Here is a 17603-nt window from a genome sequence, read left to right as displayed (position 1 = left end):
GGCTCGCTCTGCGTCGTACCCGGCGCCGTAGCCGGCGTCGTCTCGACGCCCTACTCGGCGGCCGTCAGCGGCGGCAGCGCCCCCGTCCGCGCCGCCTGCCCGTACCAGAGGGCGCTCGACTTCGGCGTACGGGCCTGCGTCGCGTAGTCCACGTACACCGCGCCGAAGCGCTTGCCGTAGCCGTACGCCCACTCGAAGTTGTCCATCAGGGACCAGAGGTAGTAGCCGCGGACGTCCGCGCCGTCGGCGATGGCGCGGCGGACCGCGCGCAGGTGGCCGTGCAGATACGCGATCCGCTCGGGGTCGTGGACGCGGCCCTCCGGGTCCGGTTTGTCGTCGTACGCCGCGCCGTTCTCCGTCACGTACAGCGGCAGACCCGGGGCCTCCCTCGAGTAGCGCATGATCAGGTCGTGCAGGCCCGTCGGGTCGATCGTCCAGCCCATCTCCGTACGCTCGCCCGGGGTTTGGTGGAAGGCGACGTCGTCCGCGCCCGGCCAGGGGGAGTACGGGCTCGCGCCATGGCCGTCCGCGCGCGGGCCCGCCTCGGCGGCCTGCGCCGCCGACACCAGCGTCGGCGTGTAGTAGTTCAACCCCAGCGCGTCGAGCGGCTGGTTGATCGCCGCCAGGTCGCCGTCGAGAACGTACGACCAGTCCGTGGCCGAGGACGTCGCCGCCAGCAGCGTCTGCGGGTACGCGCCGTGCAGCATCGGGCCGTGGAAGACGCCGTTGGCGAGGTCGTCGATGCGCCGCACCGCCGCCAGGTCCGCCGGATCCTGCGAAAACGGCCTGACCACCGAGGAGTTGAGACTCACCGCGACCGTGTTGCGGGCGGGCATCGCGGCGCGCAGGGCCGAAGTGCCCAGGCCGTGGGCGAGGTTGAGGTGGTGGGCCGCACGCAGCGACGCCGCCGCGTCCGTACGGCCAGGAGCGTGCACCCCGGAGCCGTACCCCAAAAAGGCGCTGCACCAGGGCTCGTTGAGGGTGATCCACTGCTCCACGCGGTCGCCGAGCGCGTCGCCGACGATCCGCGCGTACTCGGCGAAACGCAGCGCCGTGTCGCGCTCGGGCCAGCCGCCCGCGTCCTCCAGCTCCTGCGGCAGGTCCCAGTGGTAGAGGGTGACGGCGGGCTTGATGCCGTGCGCCAGCAGCTCGTCGACCAGGCGGCGGTAGAAGTCCAGGCCGCGCTGGACGGCGGGGCCGCGGCCGGTCGGCTGCACGCGCGGCCAGGAGACCGAGAAGCGGTACGCCGTCAGGCCCAGCTCCGCCATCAGCGCCACGTCGTCGCGGTAGCGGTGGTAGTGGTCGACAGCGATGTCACCGGTCTCGCCGCCGGCCGTCTTTCCCGGCGTATGGCTGAAGGTGTCCCAGATGGAGGGCGTGCGGCCGTCCTCCCGCACCGCCCCCTCGATCTGGTACGCGGAGGTCGCCGCGCCCCAGAGGAAGGCGGGAGGAAAGGTCACGGGGGTAATGGGCTCAGGCATGGAAGCGCTCCCATAAGGGGTCGTGGGGACCGACGAGTTGGAGGAGGGGGAAGGAGGGAGGAAGGGGGCCGAGGCGGCGGTGACCCGGCCCCCTGAAGAAGCTGAAGAAGAAGGGGTCAGCCCTTGATCGCGCCCTGCATGATGCCGCCCACGATCTGCTTGCCGAACAGGAGGAAGGCGATGAGCAGCGGCAGTGTGCCGAGCAGCGCGCCCGCCATGATCACCGACTGGTCGGGGATGTAGCCGGTGCCGAGGGAGAACAGGGCGACCTGGACAGTGGGGTTCTGCTGGTTGAGCGCGATGATCGGCCACAGGAAGTCGTTCCAGGCCATCACGAAGGTCAGCAGTCCGAGCACCGCCATCGCGGGGCGTGCCGCCGGGAAGACGACATGCCACACGACACGCAGACTGCTCGCCCCGTCGACCCTCGCCGCCTCGATCAGCTCGGTGGGCAGCGCCTGCACCAGGTACTGCCGCATGAAGAACGTGCCGAAGGCGCTCACCACGGTGGGCAGGATGACCGTCTGCAGCTGGTTGGACCAGCCCAGGTCGCTCATCCACAGGTAGAGGGGTACGACGGCCAGCTGCGGCGGGATCATCATCGTGCCGATGGTCAGCAGCAGCAGGGTGCTGGAGAACCTGAACCGCAGCTTGGCGAAGGCGAATCCGGCGAGCGTGGAGAACAGGACCGTACCGAAGGTGATGGTCCCGGCGACGATCGTGGAGTTGACCATCGCGGTGCCGAGCCCGGCCTGGTCCCACGCGGCCTCGAGGTTCTTGAACAGGTTCCCGCCGAACCACAGCGGCGGCGGTGACTGCGCGAGCCGCTGGTCGTTGCGTGAGGCCGCGATCGCGGTCCACAGCAGCGGTGCCAGCGAGACCAGCGCGAGAACCGCCAGGACGACGTACGTGACCGGTCCCGCGTGCAGCTGCTTGCCCGCGCCGAGCATACGGCGGCGTCCGGGGCTCCGGCCGCCCGCGCCCTTCTCCTTCGCCTGAGGGAGGGTCAGTTCACTTGTGGTCATTGGGATTTCCTCAGCCGTCGGGTGATCAGCAGATTGATCGCGGCGACGATCAGCAGGATCAGGAACATCGACCAGGCGATCGCGGACGCCTTGCCGAGGTTGCCGATGCTCCAGCCCTGGTCGTACATGTACAGACCGAGCGTCTGGTACTGGTGCGCGGAGCCGCCCTTCGAACCGCTGACCCCGCCGAACAGCAGGGGCTCACCGAAGAGCTGGGTCGCGCCGATCGTGGACACCACCACCGTGAACAGGATCGTCGGCCGGAGCATCGGGACCGTCACATGGCGGAACTGCTGCCAGCGGCCCGCCCCGTCGAGCGCGGCCGACTCGTACAGATCGGTGGGGATCGCCTGCATCGCCGCCAGATAGATCAGCGCGTTGTAGCCGGTCCACCGCCAGATCACGATCGAGGAGACGGCGAACTGCCCGCCCCAGTCGGACTCGCGCCAGTTGATGGGGTCGATCCCGACGAAGTGGAGCAGCCAGTTGATCAGGCCGCCGTCCCACGAGTACAGCAGCGTGAAGACCAGCGTGGCCGCCGCCACCGAGGTGGCGTACGGGGTGAGCATCACGACCCGCCACACGGTCGAGCCGCGCAGCCGGTAGTTGAGCAGATGCGCGATCCCGATCGCCATCAGCAGCTGCGGCACCGTCGAGATCACCCCGATGGTGAAGGTGTTCTCCAGGGCGTTCCAGAAGAACTCCGAGGACAGCAGGTTCTTGTAGTTGTCCAGGCCGGCCCAGGTCTGGTGGTCCAGGCCGGACAACTGCACGTTGTGCAGCGAGTACCAGGCCGTGTACAGCAGCGGCACGAGCCCGAAGGCCCCGAAGATGACGAAGAAGGGGGCGATGAACGCGTACGGCGACGCCTTCATGTCCCAGCGGTACAGCCGGCTGCGCCAGGAGCTCGTGCCCGGGGGCGGCGTACCGCGACCGTGAGCGCGGCGGGCCGCGCCCGGCTGGTCACCGGGCGCGGCGTCGGCGCTCGGCGCGGTCTGCGCGAGAGCCTGCTTGGAGCTGGTCACTGGCCGAGCACGTCCTTGATCTCCGACTTGGCCGCGTTCCAGCCCTGGTCAGGGGTCTTGCCCTTCTGCTCGACCTGGAGGATGCCGATGTCGGTGATGGCCGTGCCGATCGGCTGGTCCTTCGTGCCGAAGTACTGCGTCGGGATGGTCTTCGCCGAGTCGGAGAAGATCTGCGTGATCGGCGCGTCCGAGAAGTACGTGGTGGTGTCGGCCTGCGGCTTCAGGCTCGCGTACGCCGACGGGGTCGACGGGAAGCTCGCCTGCTTGGCGAAGACCTTCGCCTGCTGCTCGGGCGCGGTCAGCCACTTCGCCAGCGCGACGGCCTCCTTCTGGTGCTTGCTCGCCGTCGGCACGCCGACGAACGAACCGCCCCAGTTGGACGCGGTCGGGGCCGCCGCCACGTCCCACTTGCCCTTGCCGGACGCACCGGACTTCTGCTCGATGTAGCCGATCATCCACGCCGGGCAGGCCACCGTCGCGAAGGTGCCCTTGGCGTAGCCCTGGTCCCACGTCGGGTCGAACTGCTTCAGCTTCGCCGACATGTTGCTGGTCGCGACCTCCATCGCGGCGTCCCAGGCGTTCTTCACGCCCGTGGACTTGTCCCAGATGACGTTGCCGTCCTTGTCGTAGTACCGCTCGTCCTGACCGCCGAGCGCCGCGTTGTAGACCGAGGAGGCGGAGTCCACGTACTTGGTGCCCTTCGGCGCCTTCTTCATGTACTCCTTGCCGAGATCGACGTACTTGGACCAGTCGCCCTTCCACTGCTCGGCGAGCTTGGTGCGGTCCGTCTCGAGGCCGGCCTTCTGGAACAGGTCCTTGCGGTAGCAGATCGCCATCGGGCCGATGTCGGTGCCGAGCCCGATCAGCTTGCCGTCCTTGGTGGTGGCCTGGGCGTTCTTCCAGTCCAGCCACTGGGACTTGTCGACGTCCTTGCCGAGGTCGACGAACTTGGCGGCCTGCGTCTGGACCGCCTCGGTGATGTTGCCGACCTCGATGGCCTGGATGTCGTCGGTTCCCGAACCGGCCTGCAGACGGGTCAGCGTCTTGGGCCAGTACACGTCGGTACGAGTGGTGACGTTCTCCTTGATCGTGATGTCGGGGTGTTCCTTCATGTACTCGTCGTAGAGGCCGGCCTGCTTGTAGCCGAAGACCCCGAAGGTGCCGATGGTCAGCGTGGTCTTGCCACCGCCACCACCGCCGCCCGAGTTCGAGTGGCCGTCGTCCGAGTCCTCGGCGCAGCCGGCCAGCAGCCCCGTCGTCAGCGCGGCGACGGCCGCGAGGGCCATCAGCCTGCGGGACCCGCGGGTACTCGTGCGCATTGCGTCCTCCTGTTGCCTGACGTGCCGACCCCCCGGCCAACTGCATTGTTGGGCCCGTTGGTTCTTCGCTGCGGCTCGGGCGGGGAACGTGCGGGATGTGTATGTGTCAGGTACCGTGGGAGCGCTCCCACAGGTGATGTGTTGAAGAGTCGTCGGTCCGGGCGGGGGTGTCAAGGGTGGGGGCGCGGAGAGATGCGTTCAGTTATCGGCCTGTTAGATAAGGGCATTTGGCCCGTCCGGCGTTCGAGTATGAGCGCGTCAGCGCGACAGCGGGGGTCGGGGAGCGGCAGCCCCAGGGACGGGAAGGGCAGAGGCGGCGGGGGCGGAAAACGATCCTCGGCAGGAGCCCGGGGCGCGACCGAGGAAGCCCGGCAACGCCCCCGGATCACGACTGTTAGATTCCAGGCCACACGCGGTGTCTACGCGTTGTCGACGGGAGGCGGACCATGGCAGGCCACGGAGCACGGGGCCGGAGCGGGGGGCGGCCGACCCTTGAGGAGGTCGCCGCGCGGGCCGGAGTGGGCCGCGGGACGGTGTCCCGGGTGATCAACGGCTCCCCACGGGTCAGCGACGCGACCCGCGCCGCCGTCGAGGCGGCGGTCGCGGAACTCGGCTACGTCCCCAACACGGCGGCCCGAGCCCTCGCCGCCAACCGCACGGACGCCATCGCCCTGGTCGTCCCCGAGCCGGAGACCCGCTTCTTCGCCGAGCCCTACTTCTCCGACATGCTGCGGGGCGTGGGCGCGGCGCTCTCCGACACCGAGATGCAGCTCCTGCTGATCTTCGCGGGCAGCGACCGGGAGCGGCGGAGGCTGGCCCAGTACCTGGCGGCGCACCGGGTGGACGGCGTCCTCCTCGTCTCCGTCCACGCGGACGACCCGCTCCCCGACCTGCTCTCCCAGCTGGAGATCCCGGCGGTGATCAGCGGCCGCCGCTCGGCCGACGAGACGCTGCCGTCGGTGGACTCCGACAACTACGGCGGGGGCCGCGCGGCCGTCGAGCACCTGATCGCCCAGGGCCGCCGGACGATCGCCCACCTCGCCGGCCGCCTCGACGTCTTCGGTGCCCAGCGCCGCGTCGACGGCTACCGCGAGGCGCTGGCCGACGCGGGCCGCGAGGTCGACGACCGGCTGATCGTCCCCGGCGACTTCACGGAGGAGGGCGGCCGCCGGGCGATGACCGAACTGCTGGCCCGGTGCCCTTCCCTGGACGCGGTCTTCGCCGGCTCCGACGTCATGGCGGCCGGCGCCCGCCAGGTCCTGCGCGAGGTGGGCCGCCGCATCCCCGACGACGTGGCACTCGTCGGCTACGACGACTCGGCCATCGCCCGCCACATGGACCCGCCGCTGACCAGCGTCCGCCAGCCGATCGAGGAGATGGGCCGCGCGATGATCGACCTCCTTCTCGACGAGATCGCGGACCGCCGCCCGGCGGTGTCGCGGGGGCTGGAGAAGCGGCAGCTGGTGCTGCCCGCGGAGCTGGTGGTGCGGGCCTCTTCATGAGGCACCGTGTCTCGGGAGGCGCCGTGTGTCCGCCTACCGGTACCAGTCGTCCCCGCCGCCGGTGAGCGCCCGCCCGAGGTAGTCCCGCAGATCCCGGGCGACCCACCGCCGGCTGTCGTCCTCGTGATCCCATACGAAGATGTCCGCGCGCGGGGGAGTCCGCACCAACGCGAACTGATCACCGCCGCCGTTGTCGCCGAAGAACAGCAGCGGCTCGAAGGGCATGTACAGCCCGGCGAACGACGGGTCCGACCGAAAGAGAAGATTCCGCTCGACGATCTGCTCCAGCGGCCAGACGACATCGATCCCGTACGGGCCCACGATGCCGTCGGTCTCCCGGAACAGCCCGGTCAACTCGGCGGGCAGCCGGCACCCCAGCCGCCGCTCGGCGTCGACCGGCGCGTCCACCCCGACGGGATCCCTGAACTCGGCCTCGGCCGCCACCTCACCCGCCGCGTCTTTCCACATGGCAGCACCCTAGTGAGGCACTCTGGCGACATGGTCCTGCACCCCTTGCTGGGAGTTGACGAAGTGCCCGCCGTGGAGTCGTACTTGGGCCGGGTGGGTGAGGTGTTCAGGGCGTTCCGGGAGCAGGACTCGGAGTGCGTGTCGTACGGGGTGCGGCTGCTCGACGGGGCGCGTTGGTTCGTCAAGGAGGCGGTCACGGATCGCGCGCGCCACTCGCTCGCGCGCGGCTGGGCCTTCCACCGGGCCGTACGGCACTCGGCGATCGTCCCGCAGGTCCACCGGATCGCCGTACGGGATGGCGGCTGGGCGGTGGTGATGCCCTGGCGGGAGGGCGAGGTGCTGTACCACCCCACCCGGCGCGGCCCCCGCGATCGTACGAGCCCGGACGGCCCGATGGCCCGCTTCCGCGCCCTGCCGACGGGCCGCGTACTGCGCGCCTTCGACCGGATCCTGGACGCCCACCTCGCGGTGGAGGCCGCCGGCCATGTCGCGGTCGACTTCTACGACGGCGCGCTCCTGTACGACTTCGCCCGCGACGCGATCCACTTGGTCGACCTCGACGAATACCGTCCGGGCCCGTTCGTCCTCGACGAGGAACGCCTGCCGGGCTCACGGCGCTTCATGGCCCCCGAGGAGTTCGTCCGCGGCGCGGTCATCGACACCCGCACGACCGTCTTCACCCTGGGCCGCACCGCCCGCCTCCTCCTCGACGCGGGCGACGAGGAACGCGCCTGGCGCGGCACCCCGTCCCAGCAGACGGTGATCGTCCGCGCCACCCGCGCCGACCCCGCCGACCGCTTCGAGAACGTCCATCACTTCGCGACGGCCTGGCGCGCCGCGAGCCCGCCCCAGGCGTGACGTTCCCCAAACGGCGAAACGAATCAAGGCCCGACCTGCTGTCGCAGATCGGGCCTTGATCATCAAGGGTGAGTGACGGGACTTGAACCCGCGACATCCTGGACCACAACCAGGTGCTCTACCAGCTGAGCTACACCCACCACGACCGGTCTTGGTTTCCCTGACCGGCCGAGAAAAAGTGTACAGGGTCCGAAGGGGTGCTCGCGCACGGCTTTTGCGGGGGCCCGGCAGGGCCCCGGCGCAGGGCTACTCGGCGGGCAGGACGTGCTTCGCCGCGATGGTGCGGGCGGTCTCCGAGTCGGGGCCGGGCTGCGGGACGAAGATCGCCTCGCGGTAGTAGCGGAGCTCGGCGATGGATTCGCGGATGTCGGCGAGGGCGCGGTGGTTGCCGTTCTTCTCCGGGCTGTTGAAGTACGCCCGGGGGTACCAGCGGCGGGCCAGCTCCTTGATGGAGGAGACGTCCACGATGCGGTAGTGGAGGTACTCCTCGACGGTGGGCATGTCACGGAGCAGGAAGCCGCGGTCCGTGCCCACGGAGTTTCCGCACAGCGGGGCCTTGCCCGGTTCCTTGACGTGCTCACGTACGTAGGAGAGGACCTGCTCCTCGGCGTCCGCCAGGGACGTGCCCGCGGCGAGCTCGTCGAGGAGGCCGGAGGCCGTGTGCATCTGGCGCACCACGTCCGGCATCGTCTCCAGCGCCGCGTCCGGCGGGCGGATCACGATGTCCACCCCTTCGCCGAGCACGTTCAGCTCCGAGTCGGTGACCAGCGCGGCCACCTCGATGAGCGCGTCGTCCGACAGCGAGAGCCCGGTCATCTCGCAGTCGATCCACACCATGCGATCGTTCATATGTCTTACCCTACGGCCCGCTCCGGCCAGGTGGACCCACCCGTGCGCTCGGGCGGGGCCCGCACCTCGGGCGAACCCGCACCGCAGGAGAAGGGGCCCGCACCCACGGCGCGGACCCCATCCCCCTCGTGCTACGGCCGTACTACGGCGCGCTCCGCTGCCCCGGCAGGCTCGGGCGGCTTGCCGCGTACAGGTCCGGCGGGCCGGGCTTGCCCGGGTGGTCCGTCGAGAGGGACGCGGAGGACGCGGTCGGGCCCACGGTGCTGGCCGCCGCCGTGCGGCGGGTCTGCATCGGAACCGGGCTCTCCTGGGGCAGCGCCGGTGGCGGTCCGGCCGGCCCGGTGGAGCCGTCTGCCTCCGGCGAGCGCTCGGACTGCGGCCTGCGGGCGCGGTACGCCGCCCGGTACGCGGCCGGGGACGATCCGAGCTGGCGCCGGAAGTGTCCCCGCAGCGCGACCGGCGAGCGGAAGCCGCAGCGGCCCGCGACCTCGTCGACCGAGTAGTCGGAAGTCTCCAGGAGGCGCTGCGCCTGCAGGACGCGCTGAGTGATCAGCCACTGCAGGGGAGCGCTCCCGGTGAGGGAGCGGAATCGGCGGTCGAAGGTGCGGCGGCTCATGTACGCGCGTGCCGCCAGCGTCTCGACGTCGAACTGCTCGTGGAGATGCTCCAGCGCCCAGGCGACGACCTCCGCGAGGGGGTCGGCGCCGATCTCCTCCGGTAAAGACCGATCGAGGTAGCGCTCCTGACCGCCGCTCCGGCGCGGCGGGACCACGAGCCTGCGGGCCAGCGCACCGGCCGCTTCGTTGCCGTGGTCCGTCCGCACGATGTGGAGGCAGAGGTCGATTCCGGCCGCCGTACCCGCCGACGTCAGGACGTCTCCGTCGTCCACGAAGAGTTCTCGTGGATCCACATGCACCGACGGATAGCGCTTGGCCAGCGTCGGTGCGTACATCCAGTGGGTCGTCGCCGGCCGTCCGTCCAGCAGGCCTGCCGCCGCCAGCACGAAGGCGCCGGTGCACAGCCCGACGATGCGGGCGCCCTCCTCGTGCGCCCGGCGCAGTGCGTCGAGCGCTTCCTCCGGTGGTGGCGAGGTGATCGACCGCCAGGCGGGCACGACCACCGTGCCTGCCCTGGAGATCGCTTCCAGGCCATGTGGTGCGGTGAGTTCCAGGCCCCCTGTGGTCCGCAGTGGGCCTTCTTCGCCCGCGCACACCAGGAGGCGGTAGCGCGGCACGCCGGCGTCCTGGCGGTCAATCCCGAACACCGACAGCGGTATGGAACTCTCGAAGATGGGGCCGCCGCTGAACAGCAGCACCGCGACGATCTCCTTGCGGCGTCGCCCGGAAAGCTTCCGGGCCGCGGCTTCCGGCGCGGCAGTGGAGTCGTGGCTCATACTGCTAAGCCCCCCTCGGTGGTCGCGGCTCCTCGGTTGTGTCGCTCCTGCACGTTTCCCCTCGGTCCTGCACGAGTCCCCCGCCGTAAGACAAGATCGAATCTACTGTGTCTCGTGACGCCAAGGTGACCAGTTCGGCACTCGGCAGAATGTCGACATGGCAACTTGGCGTGAAGCATTCGATCACGAAGCGTTGCACTCGTGGGCCGTGCAGGGAAGTGCGCCTCGTGGCAGTGGCCAATCCACGTAGGGTGCGCGAGCCCTCTGTGGCCCTTTCAGCGCAGGTCGAACGGGGGTTGGAGGGTCGTTCGACCTGGGGATGCGCGCTCTGCAGAAGTTGGCTGAAAAGAAGCGGGGGCGTGCGCGCAAACCGGTCAGTCGACCGGCTTGTTTCCCCCACCGTGCCGACCGCCCCTGTGGGCCCTCGCGTTACTTCTGCCGGGCGCGCCGGTCGCGATGCGTGAACCGATGACTCCGGACAGGTCCTGTGGCCAGCTCCTGCCGTGCCGGCCGCGGTGCGGGGCCCGCTCCTCGGCGCGCGGTCCCCCCGCGCCCTGCTCCTCGGCCCGCAGCAGCGCCGCGCCCCGCTCGGACTGCCGCAGCAGCACCCGGCAGACCCCGGTCACGGCCGCCAGGCCCAGGGCCGTACCTGCCGCGCCGGCGAGCGAGGTGCCGTACCAGACGAGGACCACCGGGACCAGGACGCAGCTGAAGGCCGCCCAGCGGACCACGGCGCTCGCGGTGTCCGGCACGGGTGGCGACGCGGGGCGTGCCGAGGGCGAGGGGCATGCCGCGGGGGAGTGCTGGGACTCGGGGGAGTGCTGGGACGCGGGGGAGGGGCGGGGCGCGGTCTCGGGTCCGGGCACGGTCTGCTCCCTAGTACTCCTGTGCTCTCCATGCTCTCCATGGCGGTGGCTGACCGGTTCAACGCGTGTTCGACCGGCCGGTCACTGCCTGGCCGGCGGTGTACGGCGAGGAAACTCCGGGCCCCTGGGTGAACCCTGTGCAAACCGCCTGTACGGGGCAGCGGCCATTGCGTTACGGGCGCCTCTCATGCATGCTCCGGGGAACGCCGCGTAGCGCGCGCGGGATCTGGGCAGAGGAGGCGTGCCGCCGTACCCTTGGGGGTATGGGGTTGGGAAGATGATTCCCGGACACAGCTCTGCCGATCGTTGTCGTCCCCACCACGAGGATCCAAACGCCGAGATACCCATGGCCGGTCACGAATTCTTCGATCCCGCGGACCGCAAGCGCCCGCTCGCCGATCCCACGGCGGCCGAGCCCCTGGCGGCGGAAGAACCCCGCCAGTCCTGCGATCCCGCCTTCAAGCACGGCGTCGTCGTCGGTTTCGACGGCTCGACGTCCAGCGAGCGCGCCCTCGCCTACGCGATCGGTATGGCCCACCGCTCCGGCTCGGGCCTGATCATCGTGCATGTCGCCAACCGGCTGCCCACCACGGTGTGGGCGGGCTGCGAGCCACCGGTCTTCGTCGACGTACCGGACCACCGCACCGAGGTACTCGGGCTGGAACTCGCCTGTGCCGAATATCTCGCCGAAGTGCCGTGGATCCTCGTCGAGCGCGGCGGTGACATCTGCCACGAACTCGAAGAGGTGGGGCGGGAGTACGAGGCGGACGCGATCGTCGTCGGCTCCACGCACGGCATCGTCGGGCGCATCTTCGGCTCGGTCGCGGGGCGGCTCGCCAAGCGCGCGCAGCGCCCGGTGATCGTCATCCCGTGATCCGTACGGTCATGCCGTGATCCGCGCGGTCACGCCGCGATCTGCACTGCCTCCCGTGATCTACGCGGTCACGCCCCGATCCGCACCGTCTTCCCGTGATTCGCGCTGTCTAGTCGTGAGTTGATCCATGCGGCCGGACGTTCCTGAGGCGTTGCCATTCCGTAACTCGCTGTTGTCCCAGGTGAGATGAGCCGTGGGCACGGTCAACTCCCTTTCTCCGCGGCGTAAATCTACTCGCGCGTAGAGGTGGTTTGTGCCCTTGTGAAGGGTACATACCGGTCGCCGGACCAACCGCACGGCCGGTACCACGCAGCACAACTGCACATGCACACGAAGGGAGCCCGCCGTGGACAATGACGTCTCCGCGGGAAGCACCACAACGACCCTCGGCCATCTCGCCCTCGGAATCACCCTGTTGGCCTTCGGCCTCGGGTACACCGATGTGATCGACGGCGTTTCGGCAGCCGACGCCGTGTCACTGGCACACTACGTCGGCGGCGTCGCGCTCTTCGTCGCGGGCCTGTTCGCGTTCCGCGACCGCGACGCGGCCACCGGCACGGCCTTCTCCGGAGTCGGTGCGCTGTGGTTCACCTGGGCAGTCACGTCCGGCAACCAGATGTCCGACAACGCCGCAGGCCTGTTCCTGCTGCTGTTCGCCCTGGTCGCGCTGAGCCTGACGCTCGGGGCGGCGGGCGGCGGCGTCCTCGACCAGGGGACGTACGGGCTGTTCTTCGTCTCGCTGCTGCTCCTTGCGATCGCCCGCTTCGCGGACAACGACGGCCTCGCCAAGATCGGCGGCTGGTTCGCGGTCGCCGCGGGTGCCGTGGCCTGGTACGCGGCGACGGCGGCGCTCGCCAAGTGGCCCACCGCACTGCCTGGACGCGCCGCCGGCCGGGGGGTGACGGCCACCGGCTGAGACTGGCGCGGGCCGGAGTATTGGGCGGCTCCGGCCCCTGAAAGAACGATCCCTTGCGCGAAGGTGGCACGCGCAAGGGATCGTTCAGGTTTTAGCGCCTAAACCGGCGCCGCTCTCGCGGACCTGGTTGCTCGCCGCGGGGGTTCCTCAATTATCGCTTCGGTGGTCTTGTGGATTCTTATTCCACGGTGACCGACTTGGCGAGGTTCCTGGGCTTGTCGATGTCCCGGCCGAGTGCCAACGCCGTGTGGTAGGCGAGGAGTTGCAGCGGGATGCCCATCAGGATCGGGTCCAGCTCGTCCTCGTTCTTCGGGACGACGATCGTCTGGTCGGCCTTCTCCTGCTCCTGGTGCGCGACCGCGAGGATCTTGCCGCTGCGGGCCTTGATCTCCTCCAGGGCGGCGCGGTTCTTCTCCAGCAGGTCGTCGTCAGGGACGATCGCGACCGTGGGGAGCGCGGGCTCGATGAGTGCCAGCGGGCCGTGCTTGAGCTCGGAGGCGGGGTAGGCCTCGGCGTGGATGTACGAGACCTCCTTGAGCTTCAGGGAGGCCTCACGGGCCACCGGGTAGCCCCGTACGCGGCCGATGAAGAGCATGGAGCGGGCCTCGGCGTACTGCTCGGCCAGCTTCTTGATCTCGTCCTCCTGCTTCAGGATCTCGGAGATCTGCGCGGGCAGCTTGCGCAGGCCCTCGATGATCCGCTTGCCGTCGCGGACCGAGAGGTCGCGGGTGCGGCCGAGGTGCAGCGCGAGCAGTGCGAAGGCGACGGTGGTGTTGGTGAAGCACTTGGTGGAGACGACGCAGACCTCCGGGCCCGCGTGCACGTACATGCCGCCGTCCGCCTCGCGGGCGATGGCGCTGCCCACCACGTTCACCACGCCCAGCACCCGCGCGCCCTTGCGCTTCAGCTCCTGGACGGCCGCGAGGACGTCGTACGTCTCACCGGACTGGGAGACGGCCACGTACAGCGTGTCGGGGTCGACGACCGCGTTGCGGTAGCGGAACTCGGAGGCGGGCTCGGCGTCCGCGGGGATGCGGGCCAGCTCCTCGATCATCTGGGCGCCGATCATGCCCGCGTGGTACGAGGTGCCGCAGCCGAGGATCTTCACGCGGCGCACGGCACGCGCGTCGCGGGCGTCCAGGTTCAGGCCACCGAGGTGCACGGTGGAGAACCGGTCGTCGATGCGGCCGCGCAGCACGCGGTCCACGGCGTCGGGCTGCTCGTGGATCTCCTTGTGCATGTACGTGTCGTGGCCGCCCATGTCGTACGACTCGGCCTCCCACTCCACGGTGGTCGGCTCGGCCGTCGTACGGGTGCCCTCGGTGGTGTACGTGCGGAAGTCGTCGGCCTTGAGGGTGGCCATCTCGCCGTCGTCGAGGGTCACGATCTGCCGGGTGTGGGTGACCAGGGCGGCGACGTCGGAGGCGACGAACATCTCCTTCTCACCGATGCCGAGGACGACCGGGGAGCCGTTGCGGGCCACCACGATGCGGTCGGAGAAGTCGGCGTGCAGGACGGCGATGCCGTACGTGCCCTCGACCAGGCGCAGCGCGTCGCGGACCTTGTCCTCGAGCTTCTCGGCCTGGGAGCGGGCGATGAGGTGGGTGAGGACCTCGGTGTCGGTCTCGGAGAGGAACTCGATGCCGTCGGCCTCGAGCTTCTTCCGCAGGTCGGCGGCGTTGTCGATGATGCCGTTGTGGACGACCGCGACCTTGTTGTCGGCCGACATGTGCGGGTGGGCGTTCACGTCGGAGGGGGCGCCGTGGGTGGCCCAGCGGGTGTGGGCGATACCGGTGGTGCCCTTGAAGCGCGCGGGGACCTTGGCCTCCAGGTCACGGACCCGGCCCTTGGCCTTGACCATCTTCAGGCCGGCCGACTTGGGGGTCGTGACGACGATGCCCGCCGAGTCGTAGCCGCGGTACTCCAGGCGCTGCAGGCCCTCCAGCAGCAGCGGCGCCACATCACGCTTTCCGATATATCCCACGATTCCGCACATATACGGTCCTTCTGTCCCCTCTATTGATGAGTGCTCGCCCGGTGTCGGTCGTAGCCGAGCCGGTCAGCCGTAGACGATGCGGCGCAACTGCCTGAGCGTGAGCTCCGGCGGCGCGACCGCGCGGTACTTCAGGTCCGCCTCGATCCGTTCGAAGATCGCCGCGTTCACCAGGCCCTGGCCCTGGAGCTCGCGATGGCGGCGACGCACGTAGTCCTCGGTCGTCTCGTCGAAGTAGGCGAGCACGTCCTGGATCACCCGCAGCGCCTCGCCCCGGTTCAGGGGCGTGGACCGCGTCAGATGATCAACAAGTTCGTCGTGCACCCGTTGATCCTGAGGTAAGAGGAGCCGATTCGCAAGAATCGTGCCCGATATCGGGCAGATGCCTGTTGAAACTCTTATGGGGGGCTGTTCCGAAGCTGTCCATCCTGTGTCTTGCGCCGCGTCGATTGCCGGGAGCAACTTCTGTGGCCATGGACATTCCACGCATGGGCGTACCGGAGCAGCTCGCCGAGCGGATGAGCATGGCCGAGCAGCACGAGTATCTTCGCGCCAAGTTCTCGCGGCGCAACATGATCAGAGGCGGCGCCGTGACCCTCGGCGCCGTCGCGGGCGGCGCCTTCGTACCGGGCGCCGTCGCGCAGGCCGCGGTTCCGACGCAGCGGACGGCCGCCGGCACCGAGACGGTCGACGGCGCGCTCGTCGCCCCCTTCGGCCGTCACCTCGCCTACGGCAACGACCCGCGCACGGAGATCACGGTCTCCTGGCAGGTTCCGGCCGCGGTGAAGAAGCCGCACATACGCATCGGCGCCCACCCCTGGGACCTCTCCCGCAAGATCGAGGCCGAGGTGCGCACCCTGTACACCCCGGCCGGCGTCGGCGCGAGCGGCGACCACACGCAGTACTACCTGCACGCCAAGCTCACCCACCTGCGCCCCGGCAGGACGTACTACTACGGCGTCGGCCACGCGGGCTTCGACCCGGCCGAGCCCCACCTGCTGGGCACGCTCGGCACCTTCACCACGGCGCCCGCGAGCGCCAAGCCGTTCACCTTCACCGCCTTCGGCGACGAGGGGGTCGGCTACCACGGCCTCGCCAACGACGCCCTGCTGCTCGGCCAAAACCCGGCCTTCCACCTGCACGCCGGCGACATCGCGTACGCGGACCCGTCCGGCGCGGGCAAGAAGGAGGACACCGGCTTCGACTCGCGCATCTGGGACCAGTTCCTCGCCCAGACCGAGACGGTCGCCAAGCAGGTCCCGTGGATGCCGGCGTACGGCAACCACGACATGGAGGCCTGGTACGCGCCCAACGGCTACGGCGGCGAAGAGGCCCGCTGGAACCTCCCGGACAACGGCCCGGACCCGAAGAACCTCCCGGGCGTGTACTCCTTCGTCTACGGCAACACGGCGATCATCTCGCTGGACGCCAACGACGTGTCCTTCGAGATCCCGGCCAACCTCGGCATCTCCGGTGGGACCCAGACCAAGTGGCTGGAGGCGCAGCTCAAGAAGTTCCGCGCGTCCAAGGACGTCGACTTCGTCGTGATCTTCTTCCACCACTGCGCGTACTGCACCTCCACCGCGCACGCCTCGGAGGGGGGCGTGCGCCAGGAGTGGGTGCCGCTGTTCGAGAAGTACACGGTTGACCTGGTGATCAACGGCCACAACCACCAGTACGAGCGCACCGACGTCATCAAGGGCAACGCGGTCACCAAGAAGCTGCCGATCGGCGGCACGGCGTACCCGGAGACCGACGGTGTCGTGTACGTGACGGCGGGTGCGGCCGGGCGCAGCCTGTACGCGTTCAGCGCCCCGCAGTCGTACGAGGGTCACGAGAACGAGGTCGACTCCGTCGCCTCCTTCATCAACCTGAAGGACGGCAAGCAGAACGAGACGGTCGCCTGGTCGCGGGTGCGGTACCTCAACTACTCGTTCCTGCGCGTGGACGTCACCCCGGCGCCGAAGGGGCACCTGGCCACGCTGAAGGTGCGCGGCATCGCCGAGACCGGTGAAGAGGTCGACCACTTCACGGTGGCGCGTCGGGCCAAGTAGGCCCACCCGTACGCCCGGAAGGCGGGGCGTACGACGCCCGGCGGGCGGTCCTCACATCCTCTTGAGGACCGCCTGCTTGGCCAGCGTGAACTCCTCGTCCGTCAGGACGCCCTCCTTGTGCAGCTCGCCGAGCTCGCGCAGGCGGCGCAGCAGGGCGTCGTGGTCGGCCTCGGCGACTTGCTCGGGGGCGGGGGCGGAGGGGAGTGCCTGACGCGGTAGGTCGGCGACGGCCGGTGCCGTCGGGTGCGGCAGCCGGGCCTGTACCGCCGCCGCGACCAGCGCCATCAGCGGGTCCTTCTTGAAGCCCCACAGCTCGACGGAGTTGGGGTCGTACTTCGGCGGAGCCTTGGTCTCCGCGCCGCGCACGGTGAAGCGCAGGCAGCCGTTCTCCAGGCCGACCGCGGGATGCCACTCGACGGCCGTGATGTCGGTCAGGGCGAGCGTGCGGGTGCCCGCGGCGGACTTCGCGTCCTCCGTCTTCCAGTTCCACTCCAGGCGTACGTGCTCGCCGTCGAAGCTCGCCGTGCCGTCACCGGCCGAGGCGGACAGCGGCACGGAGGGGCCGGGGAGGAGGTAGCCGTCGACGGGATCGGACGGCACCTGGTCCAGGAGCAGCGCGCCCCGGACCTCGTCCACGATGTACTCGGCGACGCCGTAGCGGTCGGAGTCGACGGTGAGCTGGTAGGGGTCGTTCGGCTCGGCGAGCTTGCCGCCGGTCGCCTGGAGCAGCGGGTCGGCGCCGTCGCGCAGCCTGAGCCTGAGCCGCCCGGTCTTCTTGCCCTGCTCGAAGGAGACACCCGCCAACGCACCGAGCGGGACGGTCAGTTCACCCAGGGTCTTGCGGAGCAGGCTGACGTTCTTGTCGCGTCCCGGTGTCAGCCGCAGTGCGTCGCCGTCGAAGGTCCACGTGCCGTCTCTCTGGATGATTTCCGCCATGAGGGGGATTGTTTCACCGGGTCTGCGGGAGAGTGGTCTATACC

16 protein-coding genes and 1 tRNA gene are annotated in these 17603 nt (G+C 69.7%); 5 read left to right on the top strand and 12 right to left on the bottom strand.

Annotated elements, in window-relative coordinates; translation table 11 throughout:
- Window positions 1-50: 50 nt before the first annotated feature.
- The 4 genes from ACFY0T_RS16030 to ACFY0T_RS16015 all read right to left on the bottom strand — a co-directional run bounded on the left by ACFY0T_RS16030 (window position 51) and on the right by ACFY0T_RS16015 (window position 4850).
- Window positions 51-1481, bottom strand: coding sequence for a GH1 family beta-glucosidase (locus ACFY0T_RS16030; RefSeq protein ID WP_388869882.1), 1431 nt, complete (start codon window positions 1479-1481; stop codon window positions 51-53).
- A gap of 116 nt (window positions 1482-1597) precedes the next feature.
- Window positions 1598-2506, bottom strand: a complete 909-nt coding sequence (locus ACFY0T_RS16025) for a carbohydrate ABC transporter permease (RefSeq protein ID WP_388869880.1) — start codon at window positions 2504-2506, stop codon at window positions 1598-1600.
- The gene (locus ACFY0T_RS16020) at window positions 2503-3531 is read right to left on the bottom strand and encodes a carbohydrate ABC transporter permease (protein ID WP_388869878.1); all 1029 of its coding nucleotides are present in this window, start codon (window positions 3529-3531) and stop codon (window positions 2503-2505) included. Before ACFY0T_RS16020 ends, ACFY0T_RS16025 begins: the two co-directional genes overlap by 4 nt.
- The gene (locus tag ACFY0T_RS16015; protein WP_388869875.1) at window positions 3528-4850 is read right to left on the bottom strand and encodes an ABC transporter substrate-binding protein; all 1323 of its coding nucleotides are present in this window, start codon (window positions 4848-4850) and stop codon (window positions 3528-3530) included. Before ACFY0T_RS16015 ends, ACFY0T_RS16020 begins: the two co-directional genes overlap by 4 nt.
- Before the next feature lie 446 nt (window positions 4851-5296).
- Here ACFY0T_RS16015 and ACFY0T_RS16010 point away from each other — a divergent pair, with 446 nt between their 5' ends.
- Complete coding sequence (locus tag ACFY0T_RS16010) at window positions 5297-6352, top strand: LacI family DNA-binding transcriptional regulator (RefSeq protein ID WP_388869872.1); 1056 nt, start codon at window positions 5297-5299, stop codon at window positions 6350-6352.
- 33 nt (window positions 6353-6385) lie between these two features.
- Here the strand turns inward: ACFY0T_RS16010 and ACFY0T_RS16005 are convergent, their stop codons facing one another.
- Window positions 6386-6820: an SMI1/KNR4 family protein gene (locus ACFY0T_RS16005; protein ID WP_388869869.1), complete on the bottom strand. Its 435-nt coding sequence runs from the start codon at window positions 6818-6820 to the stop codon at window positions 6386-6388.
- Between the two features lie 30 nt (window positions 6821-6850).
- Here ACFY0T_RS16005 and ACFY0T_RS16000 point away from each other — a divergent pair, with 30 nt between their 5' ends.
- Window positions 6851-7678: a serine/threonine protein kinase gene (locus ACFY0T_RS16000; protein ID WP_388869866.1), complete on the top strand. Its 828-nt coding sequence runs from the start codon at window positions 6851-6853 to the stop codon at window positions 7676-7678.
- Between the two features lie 67 nt (window positions 7679-7745).
- On the opposite strand, the gene ACFY0T_RS15995 is transcribed toward ACFY0T_RS16000, so the two are convergent.
- The 4 genes from ACFY0T_RS15995 to ACFY0T_RS15980 all read right to left on the bottom strand — a co-directional run bounded on the left by ACFY0T_RS15995 (window position 7746) and on the right by ACFY0T_RS15980 (window position 10672).
- Window positions 7746-7818, bottom strand: a tRNA-His gene (locus ACFY0T_RS15995).
- Window positions 7819-7924: 106 nt separating this feature from the next.
- Window positions 7925-8527, bottom strand: a complete 603-nt coding sequence (gene orn, locus ACFY0T_RS15990; RefSeq protein WP_388869863.1) for an oligoribonuclease — start codon at window positions 8525-8527, stop codon at window positions 7925-7927.
- 142 nt (window positions 8528-8669) lie between these two features.
- The gene (locus tag ACFY0T_RS15985; protein ID WP_388869860.1) at window positions 8670-9920 is read right to left on the bottom strand and encodes a helix-turn-helix domain-containing protein; all 1251 of its coding nucleotides are present in this window, start codon (window positions 9918-9920) and stop codon (window positions 8670-8672) included.
- A gap of 374 nt (window positions 9921-10294) precedes the next feature.
- Window positions 10295-10672, bottom strand: coding sequence for a hypothetical protein (locus ACFY0T_RS15980; protein ID WP_388870510.1), 378 nt, complete (start codon window positions 10670-10672; stop codon window positions 10295-10297).
- 460 nt (window positions 10673-11132) lie between these two features.
- On the opposite strand from ACFY0T_RS15980, the gene ACFY0T_RS15975 reads away from it, so the two are divergent.
- Both ACFY0T_RS15975 and ACFY0T_RS15970 read left to right on the top strand, forming a co-directional pair.
- Complete coding sequence (locus tag ACFY0T_RS15975; protein ID WP_054232865.1) at window positions 11133-11660, top strand: universal stress protein; 528 nt, start codon at window positions 11133-11135, stop codon at window positions 11658-11660.
- A gap of 346 nt (window positions 11661-12006) precedes the next feature.
- Window positions 12007-12576: a GPR1/FUN34/YaaH family transporter gene (locus ACFY0T_RS15970; RefSeq protein WP_388869858.1), complete on the top strand. Its 570-nt coding sequence runs from the start codon at window positions 12007-12009 to the stop codon at window positions 12574-12576.
- 178 nt (window positions 12577-12754) lie between these two features.
- Here the strand turns inward: ACFY0T_RS15970 and glmS are convergent, their stop codons facing one another.
- Together glmS and ACFY0T_RS15960 are read right to left on the bottom strand one after the other, a co-directional pair.
- Window positions 12755-14572, bottom strand: a complete 1818-nt coding sequence (gene glmS, locus ACFY0T_RS15965) for a glutamine--fructose-6-phosphate transaminase (isomerizing) (protein WP_388869855.1) — start codon at window positions 14570-14572, stop codon at window positions 12755-12757.
- Between the two features lie 63 nt (window positions 14573-14635).
- Entirely contained in the window at window positions 14636-14893 is a 258-nt protein-coding gene (locus tag ACFY0T_RS15960) for a hypothetical protein (RefSeq protein ID WP_388869852.1), read from the bottom strand.
- A gap of 164 nt (window positions 14894-15057) precedes the next feature.
- Here ACFY0T_RS15960 and ACFY0T_RS15955 point away from each other — a divergent pair, with 164 nt between their 5' ends.
- A complete protein-coding gene (locus ACFY0T_RS15955; protein ID WP_388870507.1) occupies window positions 15058-16623 on the top strand; it encodes a purple acid phosphatase family protein in 1566 nt (521 codons plus the stop codon).
- Window positions 16624-16674: 51 nt separating this feature from the next.
- Here ACFY0T_RS15955 and ACFY0T_RS15950 read toward each other — a convergent pair whose 3' ends face one another.
- Window positions 16675-17559, bottom strand: a complete 885-nt coding sequence (locus ACFY0T_RS15950; RefSeq protein WP_388869849.1) for a DUF4429 domain-containing protein — start codon at window positions 17557-17559, stop codon at window positions 16675-16677.
- Window positions 17560-17603: the final 44 nt, after the last annotated feature.

It is taken from the genome of Streptomyces sp. NPDC001530, assembly GCF_042894545.1.
Lineage (GTDB): Bacteria > Actinomycetota > Actinomycetes > Streptomycetales > Streptomycetaceae > Streptomyces.
The sequence above is the reverse complement of the archived record's forward strand: the minus strand, read 5'-3'. Positions and strand labels throughout refer to the sequence as shown.

Coding starts and splice junctions, on each gene's coding strand:
- ACFY0T_RS16030 (WP_388869882.1), bottom strand. CDS start 1,481: ATGCCTGAGCCCATTACCCCCGTGACCTTTCCTCCCGCCTTCCTCTGG.
- ACFY0T_RS16025 (WP_388869880.1), bottom strand. CDS start 2,506: ATGACCACAAGTGAACTGACCCTCCCTCAGGCGAAGGAGAAGGGCGCG.
- ACFY0T_RS16015 (WP_388869875.1), bottom strand. CDS start 4,850: ATGCGCACGAGTACCCGCGGGTCCCGCAGGCTGATGGCCCTCGCGGCC.
- ACFY0T_RS16010 (WP_388869872.1), top strand. CDS start 5,297: ATGGCAGGCCACGGAGCACGGGGCCGGAGCGGGGGGCGGCCGACCCTT.
- ACFY0T_RS16005 (WP_388869869.1), bottom strand. CDS start 6,820: ATGTGGAAAGACGCGGCGGGTGAGGTGGCGGCCGAGGCCGAGTTCAGG.
- ACFY0T_RS16000 (WP_388869866.1), top strand. CDS start 6,851: ATGGTCCTGCACCCCTTGCTGGGAGTTGACGAAGTGCCCGCCGTGGAG.
- orn (WP_388869863.1), bottom strand. CDS start 8,527: ATGAACGATCGCATGGTGTGGATCGACTGCGAGATGACCGGGCTCTCG.
- ACFY0T_RS15985 (WP_388869860.1), bottom strand. CDS start 9,920: ATGAGCCACGACTCCACTGCCGCGCCGGAAGCCGCGGCCCGGAAGCTT.
- ACFY0T_RS15975 (WP_054232865.1), top strand. CDS start 11,133: ATGGCCGGTCACGAATTCTTCGATCCCGCGGACCGCAAGCGCCCGCTC.
- glmS (WP_388869855.1), bottom strand. CDS start 14,572: ATGTGCGGAATCGTGGGATATATCGGAAAGCGTGATGTGGCGCCGCTG.
- ACFY0T_RS15955 (WP_388870507.1), top strand. CDS start 15,058: ATGGGCGTACCGGAGCAGCTCGCCGAGCGGATGAGCATGGCCGAGCAG.
- ACFY0T_RS15950 (WP_388869849.1), bottom strand. CDS start 17,559: ATGGCGGAAATCATCCAGAGAGACGGCACGTGGACCTTCGACGGCGAC.